Here is an 18186-nt window from a genome sequence, read left to right as displayed (position 1 = left end):
AGACGCGATCAGCTTGCGGCGTCGTCCACCAGCGCACCGATCTGCGACAGGCTCATGGAGCCCGAGTGCATCTCGCCGTTGATGAGGAAGGACGGGGTCGAGCGGACGTTGTCCTCCTCCGCGTTCGCTTCGTACCAGGCGACGAGGTTCTGGGCCATGTCGGCGTCCTGCAGGCAGGCGTCGAGCGCATCCGGCGTCAGCCCCGCCTGCGCGCCCACGCGCTTCAAGCTTTCGGCGACGGAGGCGGCATCGCCCTGTCGCGCCCACTGGCCCTGCGTCTGGTAAAGCAGGTCGGCGACGCCGAAGTACCGGTCTGCCCCGGCGCAGCGGGCGACCATCGCAGCCCAGAGACCGTAGCGGTCGAAGAAGACCTCGCGGTAGGTGAAATGCACCTTGCCCGAGTCGATGTACTCCTTCTGGAACTCCTTGAAGGTGTTGTTATGGAAGGTGGCGCAATGCGGGCAGGTGTAGCTCGCGTATTCGACGACCTTCACCGGCGCGTTCGGATCGCCGAGCGTGATGTCCTCGATGGCACCGGCGTCCTGCGCGTTCGCCGCGCCGAGGTCCGGCAGCCCGGCGGCCGCGCCCATTTCGGTGTCGCGCAGGAGCGTGAAGCCGCCGCCGGCGACCAGTCCGATCCCCGCGAGGGTCAGGGCGTTACGTCGTGTGATCATCAGGATGTCTCCGTCTTCGGCCCGTGGGCCCTTTGTCTCGATATGATATTGGTCGCCAGCCGTTCAAGCGACTGCCGCAGCCCGTCGTCGCCGACCGCGGCTGTGCGCTCACGCGCCTCGGCCACGGTCGTCGGGTCGGGCGCAGGGCGGCTGCGCGGTTTCGGCGTGAATTCCGCCTGCCCCTCGGCAAAGCCTGTCGGCGCGGTCTGGGTGATGTCGATTCGGCTGATCGCGGCGTAGCCGTAGCACCCGTTCACCCGGTCGAGGATCTGCGGCAGCCGCATCTGCAGCATCGGGGCCTGCGACCCGGTCGTCAGCAGGGTCAGGACAGCGCCGAACCCGTTCCGGGGAAAGCCCACCTTGATCGGGCGACAGATCGCCGCCGTGTCGGCACCGGCGATCTCGGGCCAGTGCGTCAGAAGCCGCGTCTCGGTAAAGCCCCGCTTTTCGCCCATCCGCCGGATGTCCCGTTCCACGAGGGACGAGACGCGGCGGGCGTTTTTGCGATATCGGGTCGGGGCCAAGGGTTTCTCCTTTTCGGCCGATATCCTACATCAAGGCCCGGATCGGGGAACAGGGGGCACACTCACCAATGCGTGATGACCGGACGGAGGCGCTCGGACGCTGGTATGCCCGCCACGCGCGCGATCTGCCGTGGCGCGTGCCGCCGGGGGATGGCGAACGGCCCGATCCCTATCGCACGTGGCTCTCGGAGGTGATGCTGCAGCAGACGACCGTGGCGGCGGTCAAGGACTACTTCGCGCGGTTCACCACCACCTGGCCGGATGTGCGCGCTCTTGCCGCAGCAGATGACGCGGACGTCATGGCCGCCTGGGCCGGGCTCGGCTACTACGCGCGGGCGCGCAACCTGCTCAAATGCGCACGCACTGTGGTTGCAGATCATGACGGCGTTTTCCCCCGCACCGAAGCCGCGCTCCTCGCCTTGCCGGGCATCGGCCCGTACACGGCGGCCGCGATCGCCGCGATCGCGTTTCAGGAGCGCGCAGTCGTCGTCGACGGCAATGTCGAGCGCGTGATGACGCGCCTCGGGGCCATCGAGACGCCCCTGCCCGCCGCCAAGCCGGAGATTCGCGCGCTGGCCGACCGGCTCACCCCGGAAGATCGCCCGGGCGATCATGCGCAGGCGGTGATGGACCTCGGCGCGACGGTCTGCACGCCGAAATCTCCGGCCTGTGTCATCTGTCCGCTGCGCGACCATTGCGCGGGCCGAAAGGCCGGCATCGCCGAGAGCCTCCCGCGCAAGGCTCCGAAAGCGCCGAAGCCCGAGCGCCGGGGATATGTCTACCTGGCGCGAAACGGCACCGACTACCTCGTGGAGACGCGACCACCGAAGGGCCTGCTCGGCGGGATGCTCGCCTTCCCGACCTCCGAATGGTCGGAGACACCCCTGCCCGCCGCGCCCTTCGACGCGCGTTGGCGGGACGCCGGTGAGGTGCGCCACACCTTCACCCACTTCCACCTGACGCTGAAAGTCCTGACGACGGCGAAGCGCGGCAACCCGGACCGCGGCGAATGGGCCCGGCTCGACCCCGAAGCGCTGCCGACGCTCTTCGCGAAGGCCCACCGCGCCGCGTTCCCGTCGAAGTGACGCGGCGTTTCCGCGCGGGCGCTTGAGCGCAGCCCCCCGCCTGCCGTATCCTATTGGAAACATCACGGGATCCGACCGCCCATGACCATCACCACCCTGCCTGACGATCAGGTCCGCCGACCGCTGGCCGCGCTGCCCTTCTGGGTTTCCCTCACGCTGATCCCCATCGTGGTCCTCGGCGCGCTGCAGGGCGGCTGGTGGGTGGCCCTGACGCCGCTCTATTCCTGGGGGCTCTACTCGATCCTCGACGCGCTTGCCGGCCTCGAGGAGCGGAACGCCGACCCGAACATGGAGCGCAGGGGCCTCGAGTGGTACCGCGTGATCACGCTCGTCTGGGCCCCGGTGCAGTTCGCGACGCTCTTCTGGCTGATCTGGTACGTGACCCGCGCCGACCATCTCTCGGGGCTCGAGATCTGGGGGCTCTTCTTCGGGATGGGCATCGCCTCGGGCACGGTGGGGATCAACTACGCGCATGAGCTGATGCACCAGAGGCCGCGCCTCGACCGCTGGCTTGCCGACGTCCTGCTGGCCATGGTGCTCTACTCGCATTTCCGGTCCGAGCATCTTCTGGTGCATCACCGCTACGTCGCCACGCCGCGCGACCCGGTGACGGCGCGCTACAACGAAGGCTTCCATCGCTACTTCCCCCGTGTCCTGCGCCAATGCCTTGCCTCGGCCTGGGGCGCGGAAAAGGCGATGCTCGCCCGCAAGAAGCTGCCGGCGACCGACCGCTCCAACCCGTTCTGGCGCTACGGCGCGCTGCAACTCGGGTTCCTCCTGCTGGCCTTCCTGCTCGGCGGTTGGATCGGGATCCTGCTCTTCCTCGTGCAGGCCGCGACGGCGATCTGGCAACTGGAGCTCGTCAACTACATCGAGCACTACGGCCTGACCCGCCGCCACCTCGGCGACGGAAAGTACGAGCCGGTGCGGCCGCATCACTCCTGGAACTCGGCACAGAAGGCGTCGAACTGGCTCCTGATCAACCTGCAGCGCCATTCGGACCACCACTACAAGCCCGACCGGCCCTTCCCCCTCCTGCAGACCTACGATGCCGACGAGGCACCGCAGCTGCCGGCCGGCTACCCGGTGATGACGGCAGCGGCGATGGTGCCCCCGATCTGGCGACGGATGATGAACCCGAAGGTCCGCGAATGGCGGCGGCAGCATTATCCCGACATCGAGGATTGGTCGGCCTACAAGACGGCGAGCAACCCGCTGCCGCGCTAGCGCGCGCCGCGCCGCCGGATGAAGCGCACGACGTAGTAGCCAAGCGCGACGACGACGAGCGCATAGAGGATCGGGTCGATGAAATCGGCGACGCGGTCGTATTGCGACTGCAGGATATAGCCCAGCGTCGCCAGGAACGCCGTCCAGAGCGCCGTGCCGAGCGTTGTCGCGATCAGGAACGGCAGCATGGGCATCCGCGCCATACCCGCGGGAACCGAGATCATCGAGCGCGGCCCGGGCAGCATCCGCGCGAGGAAGACGGCCCAGATACCGCGACGCCGGAACCATTCGCCCGTCCGGTCGACGTCTTCGGGCGACATCGTCATCCAGCGACCGTGCTTCTTGACGAACTTGCGCATCCGCCGCTCCCCCACCCGCCAGCCGACCCAGTACCAGAAGGTCGCCCCGAGCGTCGCGCCAAGCGTGCCGACCGCGATCACGAGGCCGAGCCGGAACGTGCCTTCGGCGGCGAGGAACCCCGCGAGGGGGATGAGCACCTCGGACGGAATCGGTGGGAAGACCGTCTCGACGAACATAAGCCAGCCGAACGCGAGATAGCCGCCGCGCGACAGGAGCGAGAGGATCCACTCGAACATCAGGCCGCCAAGACCTTTCGCCGAAAGGTCTTGAGGGAGTTTTCAGGGAAAACTCCGGAAAAGCCCTTCACCGAAGGGCTTTCTTGCGCAGGTCGTCGAAGGCGCGGAGATCGCCGATCAGGGCTTCCATCCGCTCGACCGGGATCATGTTGGGCCCGTCGCTCGGCGCGTTGTCCGGATCCTGGTGCGTCTCGATGAAGAGCGCGGAGACACCGACGGCGACCGCCGCCCGCGCAAGCACCGGCGCAAACTCCCGCTGCCCGCCCGAGGTCGCGCCCTGACCGCCCGGTTGCTGCACCGAATGGGTCGCGTCGAAGACCGTCGGATAGCCCGTCGCTTCCATCACCGGCAGGCCGCGGAAATCGCTGACCAGCGTATTGTAGCCGAAGGACGTGCCGCGGTCGCAGAGCAGGATATTCTCGTTGCCGGTACTCGCCACCTTGGCGGCGACGTTCGCCATGTCCCAAGGTGCGAGGAACTGGCCCTTCTTGATGTTGATCGCGCGCCCCGTCTCGCCCGCGGCCAGCAGAAGGTCCGTCTGCCGTGACAGGAATGCGGGGATCTGAAGCACGTCGCAGACCTCGGCGGCAGGCCCACAGTGGTTCGGGAGATGCACGTCGGTCAGGACGGGGCAGCCGAACTCGCGTTTGACTTCATCCAGGACGCGCAACCCCTCCTCCATGCCGAGGCCCCGTTCGGAGCCGAGCGACGAGCGGTTGGCCTTGTCGTAGCTTGCCTTGAAGATGAACCGCGTGCCGGTGGGCGCGCAGGCGGCAGCGATACGCTCGGCCATCATGCGCGCGTGGTCGAGGCTTTCGAGCTGGCACGGCCCGGTGATCAGCGCGAAGGGCTCCGCCCCGCCGACGGGGATGCCGGACACGTCCACGACCTTCGACTTCAGAGCATCCATGTCAGCCTCCCAGAACGGATTCGATGCGGGCGACGTCTTCGGGATTGTTCAGCTCCCAGAAGACACGGCCCCGGGCGTCGACCTCGACGCAGGCAACCGTCGCCCCGTTCTCGAGGAAGCGCAGCTGCTCGAGCCCCTCGCGCGCCTCGAGCACGCCCTCGGGCCAACCGACGTAAGCGGCGAGCGCCTTGGGCCGGTAGGCGTAGACGCCGACGTGATGGAACACGGGCACCGGGTCGGGCACCTTGCCGGGGGCGATGTACGGGACGACTTCCTTGGAGAAGTAGAGCCCGTGCAGGTTGCGGTCGAAGACGGCGGTGGTGCCGCCGACGCGGCCCGCCTTCCGGTCCTCGACGAACATGTCGTAGGTCTGCCGGTCGCAGCGCAATATAGGTGTGGCGACCTGTGCTTCCGCGTCCTCGCGCATCCGCTCGATCAGCGCCTCGACGAACCACGGCGGCGTCAGCGGCGCGTCGCCCTGCAGGTTCACCACGAGGTCCGCCTCGACCTGCGCAAGCGCCTCGGCGCAACGTTCGGTGCCGTTGGCGGCCTCGGGCGATGTCATCAGGACGGTGGCCCCGAAGCCCGTCGCCACGGTCGCGATCCTCTCGTCGTCGGTGACGACATGCACGGCGTCCACGCCCGAAACCTCCTGCGCGGCCTCCCATGTCATCTGGATCAGGGTCTTCCTCGACCCGTCCGCTTGCCGGAGTTCGGCGAGCGGCTTGCCCGGGTAGCGCGTCGACGCATAGCGCGCGGGGATCATCAGGACGGTCTTCATGCGACACCCGCCTTCAGGAGGTCATGGATATGGAGTACGCCCACAGGCCTCGGCCCGTCGCAGACAATGGTGACGTTGAGCTTGCGCGCATTGAGAAGCGCGAGCGCCTGCGCCGCCAGCATGTCGGGCGGCACGGTCAGCGGGTCGCGCGTGGCGACGTCACCGGCGGCACGCTCCATCAGCCCGTCCATGTTGCGCCGCAGGTCACCGTCGGTGATGACACCGAGGAGCGCGCCGTCCGCCTCGACCGCGCCGATGCCGAAACCACCGGCCGTCATCGTCAGCAGCGCGTCCGTCATCGGAGTGTCGGGAGCCAGGCGCGGCACGTTCGGGTGCATCAGTTTCTCGACCCGCACCATCTGTGCGCCGAGCTTGCCGCCGGGATGGAAGACGCCGAAATCCTCGGCCCGGAAGTTCCGCCGGCGCAGGAGGGCAACGGCCAGCGCATCCCCCAGCGCGAGCGTCATCGTGGTCGACGTCGTGGGCACCATGCCGATGCCGCACGCCTCGGCCAATGCGGGGATCGTTAGGCGATGATCGGCGGCCTGCATCAGCGTGGACGCGGGCTTCGAGGAGATGCCGATGAGCGGCACCGAGAAGCGGCGCGTGTGCTCGATCATGTCGCGCAGCTCCGCCGCCTCGCCCGAGTTCGACAGCATCAGCACCGCGTCCTGCCCGCCGATCATCCCCATGTCGCCGTGGCTGGCCTCGGCTGGGTGCACGAAGAGCGCCGGCGTCCCCGTGGAGGCGAAGGTGGCGGCGATCTTGCGGGCGATGTGGCCCGATTTGCCCATGCCGGTGACGATGACGCGGCCCGAAAGGCCCTCGATCAGGTCGACGACCGGGGCGAAGTCGCCCGGCATCGCCTGCGCCAACGCCTCGAGCGCGGCAGCTTCGGTGCGCAGCACCTCGCGGGCGGTGTCGAGCGGATCACTCATCGTCAGTGCAGATAGGCCCCGCCGCCCCGGCGTGCAACTACAGACGGATGCGCCGGTCTTCGGGAACGAGCGCGTTGATCTGCGCGATGTGCTCGGGCAGGCATTTCGTCAGGAAATCGTACTCCCGCACTACATGGGCCCGCGCATTGCGGCCGAGATGGCCATGGCGCGCGGGATCGGAGAGCACGTCGATGACCTGACCGGCCAGCGCTTCGGGGCTGTGGAAATCCACCAGAAGGCCTGTTTCGCCATGGGTGATCGCCTCGCGCACGGGGGCCACGTCGCTCGAAACGATAGTGGCCTGCATCGCCATGGATTCGAGCAGGGACCACGAGAGGACGAAGGGCATCGTCAGGTAGATGTGGCAGCGGCTGATCTGGACGACCTTCTTGTAGTCGCCGTAGGGCACCTGCCCGAGGAAGTGCACACGGTCCCAGTCGATCAGGTGACCGACCTCGCGCTCGAGTTCGGCGCGAAAGCCGCCCTCCTCGGCGCTGGCCTTGCCGTAGGACGCCCCCGAGCCGCCGACGACCAGAACCCGCGCGCTGGGGCGCGCCTTCTGGATCTGCGGCAGGGCGCGCATGAAGATGTGGAAGCCGCGCGTCCGCTCCATGTTGCGGGCAAGGTAGGTAAAGATCTCGTCGTCACGCGAGATGCGGCCGACGCGCCCGAGGTTGAGCGACACGCCCGCGTCGGGTTTCAACCGATCGGTCCGGATCCCGTCATGGCAGACGTAGATCTTGTCGTGGAAGCTCTCGGGAAAGCAGTCGCGCTGCCAGTAGGTCGGGGCGAGGCCGCGGTCGACGACATGGATGTTGCTGTTGGGGACGGCGTTGCGCGCCTGAAGCAGGAACCTCGACGCCTCGCTCGGCGGATCCTCCGGGTCGAAACCGACGGGGCCGCCCTCGGCGCGGTAGTAGTATTCGAAGAACCCGAGGATCGGCACGTCCGGCAAGACCTGCTTCATGAACAGAAGCTCGCCCCAACCGGTGTGACCCAGGACGATGTCGGGCACGAAACCCTCCGCCTTGAGCGCGGCGGCGGCCTGCGCCGCGCCGTAGCCGTAGCCCGCGGCCTCTTCCCAGGTCTTCGAAAGCCCGTAGGCGTCCTTCGCGGGGACGTGGTGCCGGCGGTAGACGATACGCCGGACGCCCGGCATCTCCGGCAGGTCGCGCCTCTGGGTCAGGAAGACGAGCTCGTGCCCGCCCTGCGCGACGAGCCAATCCAGAAGCTCCCGGTACTGGCCCGGCATGTTCTGATGGACGAGAAGGATCTTCACCGCTCAGCGTCCGACCGCGTCGTAGGCCTCGAAGCCCGCGTCGATCACGTCGGCGCGCTTGTAGATGTTGCGCAGGTCGGCCATCCGCGGCGCGGTCATCGCCTCCGCGAGGCGCTTGAGATCGAGCGCCCGGAACTCGTTCCATTCGGTCAGGAGGACGAGGAGATCGGCCGTTTCCGCCGCGGCATAGGGGTCGTCGCACCATGCCACGCCCGGAAGGAGATGCTCCCCCTCGCGGAAGCCCTCGGGGTCGACCACCCGCACCTTCGCCCCGCCGCCCACGAGCGCGGGCACGATCGTGAGGCTCGGGGCCTCGCGCATGTCGTCGGTGTTGGGCTTGAACGTCACGCCGAGAACGGCGACGGTCTTCCCGTTGAAGCTGCCGTCGCAGAGGTCGCGCAGCTTCTCGACCATGCGGGATTTCACGCCCTCGTTCACGCGCATGACCGTCTCGGTGATCTGCATCGGAACGGCATGTTCCTGCCCGATCCGGGCCAGCGCCGCCGTATCCTTCGGAAAGCACGACCCGCCATAGCCCGGCCCCGCATGCAGGAACTTGTTGCCGATCCGCCCGTCGAGGCCCATGCCCTTCGACACCTTCTTGATGTCGGCCCCCACCCGCTCGCAGAGGGCGGCGATCTCGTTGATGAAGGTGATCTTCGCGGCGAGGAAGGCGTTCGCGGCGTATTTGATCATCTCCGCCGACTCGAGGTCGGTCACCATGATCGGGAAGTCGCGCAGGTAGAGCGGGCGATAGATGTCGGACATGATCTGGGCCGCACGCTCGCTCTCGACGCCAACGACGACGCGGTCGGGGCGCATGAAGTCGTCGATCGCCGCGCCTTCGCGCAGGAACTCGGGGTTCGAGGCGACGTCGAAGGCCGCCTCCGGGGCTGCGGCGCGGACGGCTTCGGCCACCTTGCGGTTGGTGCCCACCGGCACCGTCGACTTGGTGACGATCACGGCATAGTCGGTGAGCGCCTGTCCGATTTCGGCGGCGGCGGCCATCACGTAGGTCAGGTCGGCGTGGCCGTCGCCCCGGCGCGTCGGCGTGCCGACCGCGATGAAGACCGCATCGACCCCATCGACCGCCGTCTTCAGGTCGGTGGTGAAGGTCAGGCGGCCCGCCTGCACGTTGCGCATCATCAGGTCGTCGAGCCCCGGCTCGAAGATCGGCACCTTGCCGGCTTCCAGCATCTCGATCTTGGCGGGATCCCTGTCGACGCAGATCACCTCGTGGCCGAAGTCCGAAAAACAGACCCCGGAGACGAGCCCCACATAACCGGTTCCGATCATCGCAATACGCATGGGGTGCCCCGTTTCCCGTCTCAGTCAGCCGCCTTCTGGCAACCCATCGTGGCAAGGTTGTGGCGAGAGCGCCATGCGGGAACGGTAAATCGGCGGGCGATCTTGTCTTTGTCGCGCACCCACGGTCCTGTCGACCCGACAGAACGCCCGTCAGAGGCCGAGACATGAGCAGCTTTTCCCCTACGCGCCGCGTCCTGATGGTGGTGGAGAACCTTCCCGTGCCGCTGGACCGCCGCGTCTGGCTCGAAGCGACGTCGCTCACGGCGGCGGGCTACGAGGTTTCGGTGATCTGCCCCACGGGGCGCGGCTGGGACGCGGAGCGCGAGGTCATCGACGGTGTCCACATCTACCGCCACCCCGCCCCGCCCGAGGCCCATGCCGGGGCCGTGGCCTACGCCCGCGAATACCTGCACGCGATCTATCACTGGTTCCGCCTTGCCCGCATCGTGCGGCGCGAACGGGGCTTCGACGTGATCCACGGCTGCAATCCGCCCGACCTGATCTGGCTGCTGGCACTGCGCTACCGGCTCGCCGGGGTGCGCTATCTCTTCGACCATCACGACGTCTGCCCCGAGCTCTTCGAAGCGAAGTTCGGCAAGCGCGGGCTGCTCTATGGCGTCATGCGCCTCTGGGAGCGGATCACCTTCGCCTGCGCCCATGTCTCCATCGCGACGAACGAGAGCTTCGCCGGCATCGCCCGCGACCGGGGCGGCATGGCGGCGGAGGACGTCTTCGTCGTCCGCTCCGCCCCCCGGATCGAGAAATTCACGCCAGGGCCCGGCGACCCGGCCTATCGCAGGGCCGGAACGGTTCTCGGCTGGATCGGCATCATCGGACAGCAGGAGGGGCTGGAGCTGATGGTCGAGGCTGTCGGCCACCTCGCCCGAATGGGACATGAGGACGTTCATATCGTCATCGTGGGCTTCGGCCCCCATCAGGAGGTGATCGAGGCCGAGGTCGCCCGCGCCGGCCTGGCCGACCGCTTCACCTTCACCGGCGCGCTCTACGGCGAGGCGATGCTGGGCGCGCTCAACGCGATCGACATCGGGCTGGCCCCCGATCCGAAGAACGCGATGAACGATATCTCCACCATGAACAAGGTCATGGAATACATGACGCTCGAGAAGCCGCTGGTGCAGTTCGACCTGACCGAGGGGCGTGCCTCGGCCGGGGGCGCGGCGCGTTATGCCCGCGCGAACGATCCGAAGGATTTCGCAGCGCAGATCGCCTGGCTCATCGAGAACCCCGAAGCCGCCCGGGCGATGGGGCAGCGAGGCCGGGCGCGGGTTCTCGACGAGTTGAGCTGGGACCATTCGGTGCCCCACCTCCTCGCCGCCTACGCGCGGGTGTTCTCGAAGTAGCCGTCAGCCCGGGATGAGGGGCGCGAGCCGGGGCAATGCCGCGCGCGCCATCTCCTCGAGACGTGCCTCGGCATCCGCCTCGGTCTCGTCGGGATGCAACGGGGTCGTCAGACGCACCATCGTGCCATCGCTTCGCCCGGTCAGGAGCCCGTCGCGCACCGCCGAGAACTTGGCCTGCCAGTCGCTTGTCAGTCGCCGTCCGCGTTGCTCGAACCAGTAGAAGACCATCTGTTTCTCGAACCCCTTCTGGATGATCGCCCGGTTCACCTCGAAGCCGCCATCCGCGGTCGACAGCCTGTGCCGATCGAGGGACGCAATCTCCCACCCCGCGGCGGGCAGGCAGATCTCAGGGGAGTGGATGCCGGTGCCATCCGCCTGCCGCGCGTACCACGCGACGAAGAGGCCCACGGGTGCTGTGGCATCGGGCGTCGTGAAATCCGCGGCGAGGTAGTCGCTCGCCGCAAGGACGCGGGAGATATCAGGGTCGAGATAGGCCCGCCGTCCCTGCCAATCGTCAAGCTGCATCGGATAGCTCGCGAGCCGCGCCACCGGAGGATCGCCGGCGCGCGTCACCGTCAGATGCAGCGCCGTCACCCCGAACGTCAGAACCGTCAGCGCCAGGAGGGCGCGCGCGCCCCCGATGCCGGTGATCCGCGCCGCCTGCGCGGCGAGGCCCGAGGTCTCGAGGTCGAGCATCGGGCCGCCGGTGGGCCGCAGACGCGAGAGCGCAAGCGCGGTGACGAAAAGGATCGCGATGCAGAGACCGAAGACGACCCAGCCCTCGAAGACATGCAGGAAGCCCTGCGCCTGCGCGATGCCGTGGCGGTCGACCAGCAGCCCGATGATCCCGATGCGCACTGCGTTGAGGAGGATCGCCAGCGGCGCGGCCATCGCGAAGAGGATCACGCGATGCGACATCGGCCCGCGATAGAGGATCGCCGTCAGGTAGGAGAAGCTGAGGATCGGGAAGAGGTAACGCAGGCCGGAGCAGGCCTCCGCCACCTGCAACTGCCAGACGCCGAGGTCGATGATCTGCCCGTCGAGGTAGACCGGCACGCCTGCTGTCTCCACGAGGGCGACCCCGATCTGGGCCGAAACGCCCTGCAGTGCGGTCGAGACCTTCCAGTAGAGCACCTGCGGCAGGGGCAGCATGAAGACGAGATGGAACACCGAGGCCCAGTGCCGCCGCCCGCGCGTCCAGCCCATCGCCAGAAGAACGATTGCCATCGTCCACAGGATGATCGCGTAGGTGACGAGGTCGGGGATCGACGTCCGCGCGCCCGCCAAGGCCAGCGCGAGCGCAAGCGCACCGAGGATCAGGCCCGGCCAGCGTGTCGGCGGGTGCGGATCGGCTGTCGGCCGGTCGCGAAGCTCCCGCAGGAAGAGGAAGAGCGAGATCAGCGGAATGAGTGGTCCGTGGCTATACTCAGGCGTCGCCCAGGCCTGCCCGAGAGAGACCAGCCCGCTCCAGAAGAGCGGCAACGCGGCGAGCGTCGCGAGTAAAAGTGCGAGGGCGGCGGCCCCGACCCGGCGCGGGGTCGCGGTTTCGACGAGGGCCACGGGTCAGCCCCCGAGGGCGGCGAGATGGGCTTCGGCGTCGCGGGCGACCGGATCGCCAGCATCCACGAGACCCAGCACCGCCTCGTAGGAGGCGCGCGCCGACGCCGCATCCCCGAGCGCCGCCTGGACCTGCCCGAGCCGCAGGCGCACCGCGGCGTCTTGCGGCAGACCGCGCACCGCCCGTTCGAGGAGGGGCAGTGCGCCGTCGGCGTTGCCACGTCGAAAGGCGATCCAGCCGATCGTGTCCGAGACGGCCGGGTTCGTGGTACCCTGAAGCGGGGCCACGATCCGGGCTGCGCGGCGCAGCACCTCGGGATCGTCGGTGCCTTCGGAGAGCATCGCGGCAAGATTGTTCGCCGCGACAGCGTCCTGCGGCTCTTCCGCGTGGAGCGCCTCGAGAAGCGCGATCGCCCCGGCGCGGTCGCCCGTCACCTGCAAGCGGTTCGATTCGATGAGCCGCAACGGACGGGAGGCGGGATGCGCGGCAAGCCCTTCGGCCAGCACCGCATCGGCCGTCTCCGTGCGCCCCTGCGCCTGCATCATGCCGAAGAGGCGAAGCGTCGGTGTTTCGCCCAGGCCCGACACTCCGGCGAGCTCGCGGTAGAGACGCTCGGCGCGATCCGCGTCTCCGCCCTGCCGTGCGAGGTCAGCGTCGAGGAGGCGGAGGGCGGCATCCTCGGGCCGCTTGACGAGGGCGAGGTCGAGCTGGGTGCGGGCCGTCGCCAGATCGCCCCGAGCGATCAGACCGCCGATCAGACGGGTGAAGGCCGCCTGACGGCCCGGATCGTCGGCGATCATCCCTTCGAGCGCGGCTTCCGCATCGGCCGCACGTCCCTGCCCCAGCAGGAGCGCCGCTTCGATGGGCGCGCGCACCGCGGCGGCGGCCTCCGTCTCGACCGAGCGCAGCGCGGCGAGCACGCGCGCGACGCCGCGCCAGTCCTGCCGCGCGATCCGCAGCTCGGCAAGCCGTTCCGCAAGGCGCAGATCCTGCGGCCGCGCCTCGTGCGCGATGTCGAGGACGCGGAGTGCGACCCCGTCCCGACCCTCGGCCAGAAGCGCATCGGCATAGCGTTCGGCTTCACGCGCGGCGTGGCCCGAGACCTCGGCCGCGATGGCGAGCTGTTCGAGCGCAAGGCCCCGCGTCCCGTCGAGATCATGCGCCGCGGCAAGAAGCGTCATCAGTTCGGTGTCGCGCGGCTGCTGCGCGAGCGCGGAGCGCAGGTCGACGATGGCGAGCTTCGGGGCTTCCTCGTCGATGGCCCAGATCGCACGCAACTTGAGCGCGCCGACGTCGCCGCTGTCCTCGGCCAGAACTTCGGTCACCAGGGTGCGTGCTTCGGGCCGGTTGCCGAGCCGGTCGTGCATACGGGCGAGCAAGACCCTGAGCACCCGACCCTCGGGCACATCCCCGATCTCGGCGATCAGCGCGGTCAGCCCCTCGACGGCCCCGTCCCGGTCCCCCATGTCGAAGCGGATCGACCGGTCCATCGCAGCGTAGAGAGGCGCGGAAACGGTGCCCTCGGCAGCCGCTCGAAGGCGTGACAGTTCCGTGAGCGCGGCGTCCGGCCCGCGATGGCGGTGAATGAAGCGCACGAGGACAGCGCGCATCTCGGTGTCGCCCCGGGGAGCGGCATCGGCCAGGGCTCGCAGGACGCCCTCGGCCTCCTCGACGCGCCCGACCGACATATGCCGCGCCACCAGAAGGCTCGCGATCTGCGGATCGTTCGGATAGAGCGCGGCCAGTTCCATCAGCCGGGTTTCGGCGCTGTCGAGCCGATCGTTCTGCGCCAGCAGACGGATTCGCAGGAGTTGCAGCTCCGCATCGTGCGGCTCGATCGCGAGGGCCGCATCGAGCACGGGCAGGGCCACGGCCGGATCGTCGCCGCTCGTGAGGTTGTCGAGAACGATACGGATCAGGACCGGATGAGCCGGTGCCTCGTCGAGAAGCGTATACGCGGCACCCGCGATCTCGTCCTGCCGGGCGCGGACGGCCTGGCCCCGCGCGATGCGGAAGCGGGCGGCCAGGCGCAGGGCGCGTGCATCGAGCGCCTCGGCGTCGATGGTCTCCGCGGCATCGGCATGGCGGTCGAGCGCGCGCCAGTTGGCACTCACGAGGGCGATCTCGCCCAGCCGTGATCGGAACTCCATACGGTCGGGGAACCGCTCGCTCAGGAGGGTGAATTCCTGCTCGGCCTGCCGCAGTTCGCCCTGCGCGAGGAGCGAGCCCGCGATGGCCGCGCGCGTCTCGGCGTGTTCGGCATCTATCTTGAGCGCATTCCGGAACTGCAGAATCGCGCGGGCATGGTCGCCCTGCGCGGCATAGGCGCGGCCACTGTCGAGATAGTCGGACAGGCGCGCGTCGTCGGACTTGCAACCGGATACCAGAAGCGCCACGGCAACGGCCGCGGCACCCGTCCGAAGGACGTGTCTAATCGTCATGTACTGAACCTTACTGCTCGGTTCTTGTTTTGTGGGTCAAGCCTGCCCGATCCGCAGGGACCGGGCAAACACCGCCCGCGAACAGATGTGGATAAGTCAGCGACCTGTGGCACGCAGGACAACACCGATGGTGGCCGCGATGATCGTCAGATCGGTCAGGAGCGACAGCGCGCGGTCGTAGGTCAGATCGAAGTCGGCCCGTGCGGCAAAGCTCGTCGCGTTGCGGTCCGACACCTGCCAGCTTCCGGTCAGGCCGGGCCGCAGGCGGAAGTAGGCATGACCGGGATAGAGCGCGCGCTGCTCGGGAAGCATGGGGCGCGGACCGACGAGGCTCATGTCGCCCGTCAGCACGTTCCAGAGCTGCGGCAACTCGTCGAGCGACGTCTTGCGGATGAGCCGTCCGACGCGGGTGATCCGGGGATCGTGGGCGAGTTTCTGGTCCCGATCCCATTCGGCACGGGCGGCCAGGTCGGCGGCGAGATGCGCGCGCAGTGCGGCATCGGCCCCCACGACCATGGAGCGCAGCTTCCACATGCGGAAACGGCGGCCGCCGAGGCCCAGACGCTCCTGGCTGTAGAAGGCCGACCCGCCATCGAGCGCGACCAGCAGCGCCAGCAGCGCGACGAGCGGCAGGACGAGCGGCGCGGCGAGGAGCACGAGAAAGATATCGAGGCCGCGCTTGAGATGCGCACGATAGAAGGCGTCGGGCGTCGCCGGCATCCCCACCGCCGTCGCGTCGACCATCATCATCTTCGGATCGAACTGCATCGTCATCTTGCACACCCTCGTTAACTTCACAGACGGGTTGATCCCGTTTGACGCCGTTATGGAGGGATGGAGAGGCCGGTTTATGACCGACAAACACTCAATCGTGGCGGGGCCGGTGTCATTTCGGGGCCGATTGCGGCACGGCCCGAAACCCGCCCCGATGCGCCGGTGAAAAAACCCCGGACACGCCACAGTCATGTCCAATTTGATTTGAATAAGAGCGAAACGGTTCTGCGCCCGGACTGACCGCCGGAAACAATCCGAACCGATATGGAAACGCCTCTAGGGAGCCTCGCAATGAGCCAGCTTCAGACCCTCTACAAGGAGCATTTCGGCATGACGGCCCGTCCCTTCAGCGGTCTGGCCGATGCAGAGGTCATCCACTGGGGCCGCTCGCAGGTCCGGGCCCACGCGGCGCTCGAATACGGTCTGATGTCCGGGGCCGCCTTCACGGTACTGACCGGTGCCGCGGGCTCGGGCAAGACCTCGCTTCTTCTGAACCTCGCCGATCACGCCGGCGACGACGTACGCATCGCGCTCGTCTCGGGGCTTCGCCGCGGCGTCGGCTCGGTGCTGCCGTGGATCCTGCAATCGCTGGGCGAGGATGTTGCCGAGGAAGCACCCGAGACCGCGCTCTATACGCGGATCCAGGATCTGCTGATCGCGGAATACGCCGCAGGCCGGCGGACCGTGCTCTGCTTCGACGAGGCACAGAACCTCTCGGCTGCGGCGCTCGACGAGTTGCGCGTGCTCTCCAACATCAACACGGCCCGGGATCAGCTGTTGCAGATCGTGCTCTGCGGTCAGGTCGCCTTGCGCGACACGCTGCGGGGGCCCGAGATGGCCGGCCTCTGCCAGCGCGTGGCCGCCTGGGGGCATCTCGATCCGCTCGATCGCGCCGATCTCGAGGGCTACGTCGCGACCCGCCTGCGCAGCGCCGGCGGCCCGGAGGACATGTTCGACGCCGCGGCGCTCGACAGCATCCTCGAAGCGACCGGCGGTCTGCCGCGCCCCGTGAACCAGCTCTGCGAGCTAGCCCTCGTCTATGCGATGACGGGCGGCGGCGCGGCGATCGGCGATGCGGTCATCGCGCAGGTGCTCGAGGACGGGCTCTTCCTGCCGCCGCCGCGGCACGACACGCCAAACCGCGACGGGCGCCTGCGCCTCGCGGTGGGCTGATCGGTCGGGGTGGGGACGCTGACATGATGAACGAGATCCGCTTCTACGCCGCGCTCTTCCGGCGCCGCCTCGGCTGGTTCCTTCTGGCCGTTCTGGTGATGACCGGCAGCGGCGTCGGCGTGGCCGTGAGCCTGCCGCCTGTCTTCGCGGCAAAGGCACGCCTCGTGGTCGAATCCGAGAAGATCCCGGATGAACTGGCCGCCTCGACCGTTCAGACGCAGGCGCTCGAACACCTGCAGATCATCCGCCAGCGGCTGCTGTCGCGCGAGGCGCTCCTCGACATGGCGAACCGTCTGCGCATCTACGGCGACGAACGCCCGGCCCCCGATCAGGTGGTTACAGACCTGCGGAGCCGCATCACTCTCGAAATCACCGGCGGGCAGCCGCGCCCGCGCGATCCGGTCAAGGCCACGATCCTCATCGTCGGCTTCGAGGCCGACACCGCGGTCATGTCGGCCGCCGTCGCCAACGAGCTCGTCACCCGGGTCATGGCCGAGGACGTGGACATGCGCACGACCGTCGCGCGCCAGACGCTCGAGTTCTTCGACCAGGAGGTCTCGCGCCTGCAACAGCAACTGGCGCAGAGCGGCGCTCTGCTCTTGTCGTTCCAGCAGGAGAACCAGGACGTTCTGCCGGGCACCGAGGGCGTGCGGCACGAGCGTATGGCGGCCATTCAGGCGGAGCTGTCGCGCATCGACCGCGATACCGGCGATCTGCGCCGGGAGCGCGAGCGCCTTACCCGCCTACACGACATCGTGCGCCGGCGCGAAGGCCACCCCGAGATCAGCTACGAAGCCCGCCAGATCGCCGCCCTGCGCGAGACGCTGACCAACCTGCCCGCGGGCGACCCCGGCGCGGATGAGATCGCCGAGCGGATCACTTCGCTCACCCGCAGACTGGAGGCCACCGGCGGCACCGAGATCGAGCGGACGGCCTTCCACCGGCACCGCGACGAGATCGACGCGCAACTGGCCGAGGAGGATGCACGCCGGCTGCAGCTGCTCGACGAAATGGAGAAGCTGCGCACCGATCTGGCGCTGGCCCCCGTGAAGGTGGCGGAATTCGCGAGCCTGGAGCGCGACCACGGCAACCTGCAGACCCTCTACGATCAGGCGCTGGAAGCGAAGGCCGTGGCGGAAACGGGCGACGCGATCGAGACGCTCTCCAAGGGGCAACGTATCGCAGTCATCGAACAGGCCGCCATCCCGCGCGTGCCCGACCGCCCGAACCGCAAGATCGTGGCCATCGCGGGCCTCGGTGGCGGTGTGCTCCTCGGCCTGATGATCGTCATCGCGATGGAATTGCGTCTGGGCTTCCTGCGCCGTCCGGCTGACCTTGAGCGGCGGCTCGGCATCACCCCGATCGCCACGCTGCCCCTTCTCGACGACGCGCCCGCCCGCCCCGCCGCGACGGGTCGCAGCCTGCAACGCAAGCTCTGCATCACCGCGGCCGCGATAGTCGCGCTCGCGACCGTCGGCGGGCTTGCGACGGGACATCTGCCGAACCCGGTCGACCTTGCCGCGCGACTGACCGTGACCGAAACCCTCTGAGCCGCGA

The 18186-nt window shown here is 68.4% G+C and carries 16 protein-coding genes; 5 read left to right on the top strand and 11 right to left on the bottom strand.

Translation table 11 applies throughout. From position 1 onward, the window contains the following. Positions 1-8: 8 nt before the first annotated feature. Both HSX43_RS00500 and HSX43_RS00495 read right to left on the bottom strand, forming a co-directional pair. On the bottom strand, positions 9-674 hold the full coding sequence (locus tag HSX43_RS00500) for a DsbA family protein (RefSeq protein ID WP_179378129.1): 666 nt from the start codon (positions 672-674) through the stop codon (positions 9-11). Next, the gene (locus HSX43_RS00495; RefSeq protein ID WP_235962431.1) at positions 674-1198 is read right to left on the bottom strand and encodes a DUF721 domain-containing protein; all 525 of its coding nucleotides are present in this window, start codon (positions 1196-1198) and stop codon (positions 674-676) included. Before HSX43_RS00495 ends, HSX43_RS00500 begins: the two co-directional genes overlap by 1 nt. Before the next feature lie 68 nt (positions 1199-1266). Here HSX43_RS00495 and mutY point away from each other — a divergent pair, with 68 nt between their 5' ends. Beyond that, positions 1267-2283, top strand: a complete 1017-nt coding sequence (gene mutY, locus HSX43_RS00490) for an A/G-specific adenine glycosylase (RefSeq protein ID WP_179378128.1) — start codon at positions 1267-1269, stop codon at positions 2281-2283. An 81-nt stretch (positions 2284-2364) separates the two neighbouring features. Then, complete coding sequence (locus tag HSX43_RS00485; RefSeq protein WP_179378127.1) at positions 2365-3510, top strand: alkane 1-monooxygenase; 1146 nt, start codon at positions 2365-2367, stop codon at positions 3508-3510. On the opposite strand, the gene HSX43_RS00480 is transcribed toward HSX43_RS00485, so the two are convergent. The 6 genes from HSX43_RS00480 to HSX43_RS00455 form a co-directional block, all read right to left on the bottom strand. Continuing rightward, positions 3507-4106 (bottom strand): DedA family protein, encoded by a 600-nt coding sequence (locus HSX43_RS00480; protein ID WP_179378126.1) that lies wholly within the window; start codon positions 4104-4106, stop codon positions 3507-3509. The two genes, HSX43_RS00485 and HSX43_RS00480, sit on opposite strands and share 4 nt — an antisense overlap. A gap of 67 nt (positions 4107-4173) precedes the next feature. After that, positions 4174-5016: a 3-deoxy-8-phosphooctulonate synthase gene (gene kdsA / locus HSX43_RS00475; RefSeq protein ID WP_179378125.1), complete on the bottom strand. Its 843-nt coding sequence runs from the start codon at positions 5014-5016 to the stop codon at positions 4174-4176. Between the two features lies 1 nt (position 5017). Further along, positions 5018-5797, bottom strand: coding sequence for a 3-deoxy-manno-octulosonate cytidylyltransferase (locus HSX43_RS00470; protein WP_179378124.1), 780 nt, complete (start codon positions 5795-5797; stop codon positions 5018-5020). After that, positions 5794-6735 carry a KpsF/GutQ family sugar-phosphate isomerase gene (locus HSX43_RS00465; RefSeq protein ID WP_179378123.1) on the bottom strand — a complete coding sequence of 314 codons (942 nt, stop codon included), beginning with the start codon at positions 6733-6735 and terminating at the stop codon, positions 5794-5796. The genes HSX43_RS00470 and HSX43_RS00465 overlap by 4 nt, the downstream gene beginning before the upstream one ends. A gap of 37 nt (positions 6736-6772) precedes the next feature. Further along, complete coding sequence (locus HSX43_RS00460; protein ID WP_179378122.1) at positions 6773-8014, bottom strand: glycosyltransferase family 4 protein; 1242 nt, start codon at positions 8012-8014, stop codon at positions 6773-6775. A 3-nt stretch (positions 8015-8017) separates the two neighbouring features. Then, positions 8018-9322: a UDP-glucose dehydrogenase family protein gene (locus HSX43_RS00455; RefSeq protein WP_179378121.1), complete on the bottom strand. Its 1305-nt coding sequence runs from the start codon at positions 9320-9322 to the stop codon at positions 8018-8020. A 164-nt stretch (positions 9323-9486) separates the two neighbouring features. Between HSX43_RS00455 and HSX43_RS00450 the strand changes: the two genes are divergently transcribed. Beyond that, on the top strand, positions 9487-10683 hold the full coding sequence (locus HSX43_RS00450) for a glycosyltransferase family 4 protein (RefSeq protein WP_179378120.1): 1197 nt from the start codon (positions 9487-9489) through the stop codon (positions 10681-10683). A gap of 3 nt (positions 10684-10686) precedes the next feature. Here HSX43_RS00450 and xrtD read toward each other — a convergent pair whose 3' ends face one another. The 3 genes from xrtD to HSX43_RS00435 all read right to left on the bottom strand — a co-directional run bounded on the left by xrtD (position 10687) and on the right by HSX43_RS00435 (position 15456). Further along, a complete protein-coding gene (gene xrtD, locus HSX43_RS00445; protein WP_179378119.1) occupies positions 10687-12243 on the bottom strand; it encodes a VPLPA-CTERM-specific exosortase XrtD in 1557 nt (518 codons plus the stop codon). 3 nt (positions 12244-12246) lie between these two features. After that, positions 12247-14682, bottom strand: coding sequence for a tetratricopeptide repeat protein (locus HSX43_RS00440; protein ID WP_179378118.1), 2436 nt, complete (start codon positions 14680-14682; stop codon positions 12247-12249). 96 nt (positions 14683-14778) lie between these two features. Continuing rightward, the gene (locus HSX43_RS00435; RefSeq protein WP_179378117.1) at positions 14779-15456 is read right to left on the bottom strand and encodes a sugar transferase; all 678 of its coding nucleotides are present in this window, start codon (positions 15454-15456) and stop codon (positions 14779-14781) included. A gap of 291 nt (positions 15457-15747) precedes the next feature. Here HSX43_RS00435 and HSX43_RS00430 point away from each other — a divergent pair, with 291 nt between their 5' ends. After that, positions 15748-16629, top strand: a complete 882-nt coding sequence (locus HSX43_RS00430; protein WP_179378116.1) for an ExeA family protein — start codon at positions 15748-15750, stop codon at positions 16627-16629. Between the two features lie 23 nt (positions 16630-16652). Beyond that, positions 16653-18179: a GumC family protein gene (locus tag HSX43_RS00425; RefSeq protein ID WP_179378115.1), complete on the top strand. Its 1527-nt coding sequence runs from the start codon at positions 16653-16655 to the stop codon at positions 18177-18179. Positions 18180-18186: the final 7 nt, after the last annotated feature.

It is taken from the genome of Jannaschia marina, assembly GCF_013404595.1.
GTDB classification, from domain to species: Bacteria; Pseudomonadota; Alphaproteobacteria; order Rhodobacterales; family Rhodobacteraceae; genus Jannaschia; species Jannaschia marina.
This window is presented reverse-complemented; position numbering and strand designations above follow the sequence as displayed.

Bases quoted from the DNA above. Each gene is read 5' to 3' on its own strand.
- HSX43_RS00430 (WP_179378116.1), top strand. From the start codon at position 15,748: ATGAGCCAGCTTCAGACCCTCTACAAGGAGCATTTCGGCATGACGGCC.
- HSX43_RS00470 (WP_179378124.1), bottom strand. From the start codon at position 5,797: ATGAAGACCGTCCTGATGATCCCCGCGCGCTATGCGTCGACGCGCTAC.
- HSX43_RS00480 (WP_179378126.1), bottom strand. From the start codon at position 4,106: ATGTTCGAGTGGATCCTCTCGCTCCTGTCGCGCGGCGGCTATCTCGCG.
- HSX43_RS00425 (WP_179378115.1), top strand. From the start codon at position 16,653: ATGATGAACGAGATCCGCTTCTACGCCGCGCTCTTCCGGCGCCGCCTC.
- HSX43_RS00500 (WP_179378129.1), bottom strand. From the start codon at position 674: ATGATCACACGACGTAACGCCCTGACCCTCGCGGGGATCGGACTGGTC.
- HSX43_RS00485 (WP_179378127.1), top strand. From the start codon at position 2,365: ATGACCATCACCACCCTGCCTGACGATCAGGTCCGCCGACCGCTGGCC.
- HSX43_RS00455 (WP_179378121.1), bottom strand. From the start codon at position 9,322: ATGCGTATTGCGATGATCGGAACCGGTTATGTGGGGCTCGTCTCCGGG.
- mutY (WP_179378128.1), top strand. From the start codon at position 1,267: ATGCGTGATGACCGGACGGAGGCGCTCGGACGCTGGTATGCCCGCCAC.
- HSX43_RS00465 (WP_179378123.1), bottom strand. From the start codon at position 6,735: ATGAGTGATCCGCTCGACACCGCCCGCGAGGTGCTGCGCACCGAAGCT.
- kdsA (WP_179378125.1), bottom strand. From the start codon at position 5,016: ATGGATGCTCTGAAGTCGAAGGTCGTGGACGTGTCCGGCATCCCCGTC.
- HSX43_RS00440 (WP_179378118.1), bottom strand. From the start codon at position 14,682: ATGACGATTAGACACGTCCTTCGGACGGGTGCCGCGGCCGTTGCCGTG.
- HSX43_RS00435 (WP_179378117.1), bottom strand. From the start codon at position 15,456: ATGACGATGCAGTTCGATCCGAAGATGATGATGGTCGACGCGACGGCG.
- HSX43_RS00450 (WP_179378120.1), top strand. From the start codon at position 9,487: ATGAGCAGCTTTTCCCCTACGCGCCGCGTCCTGATGGTGGTGGAGAAC.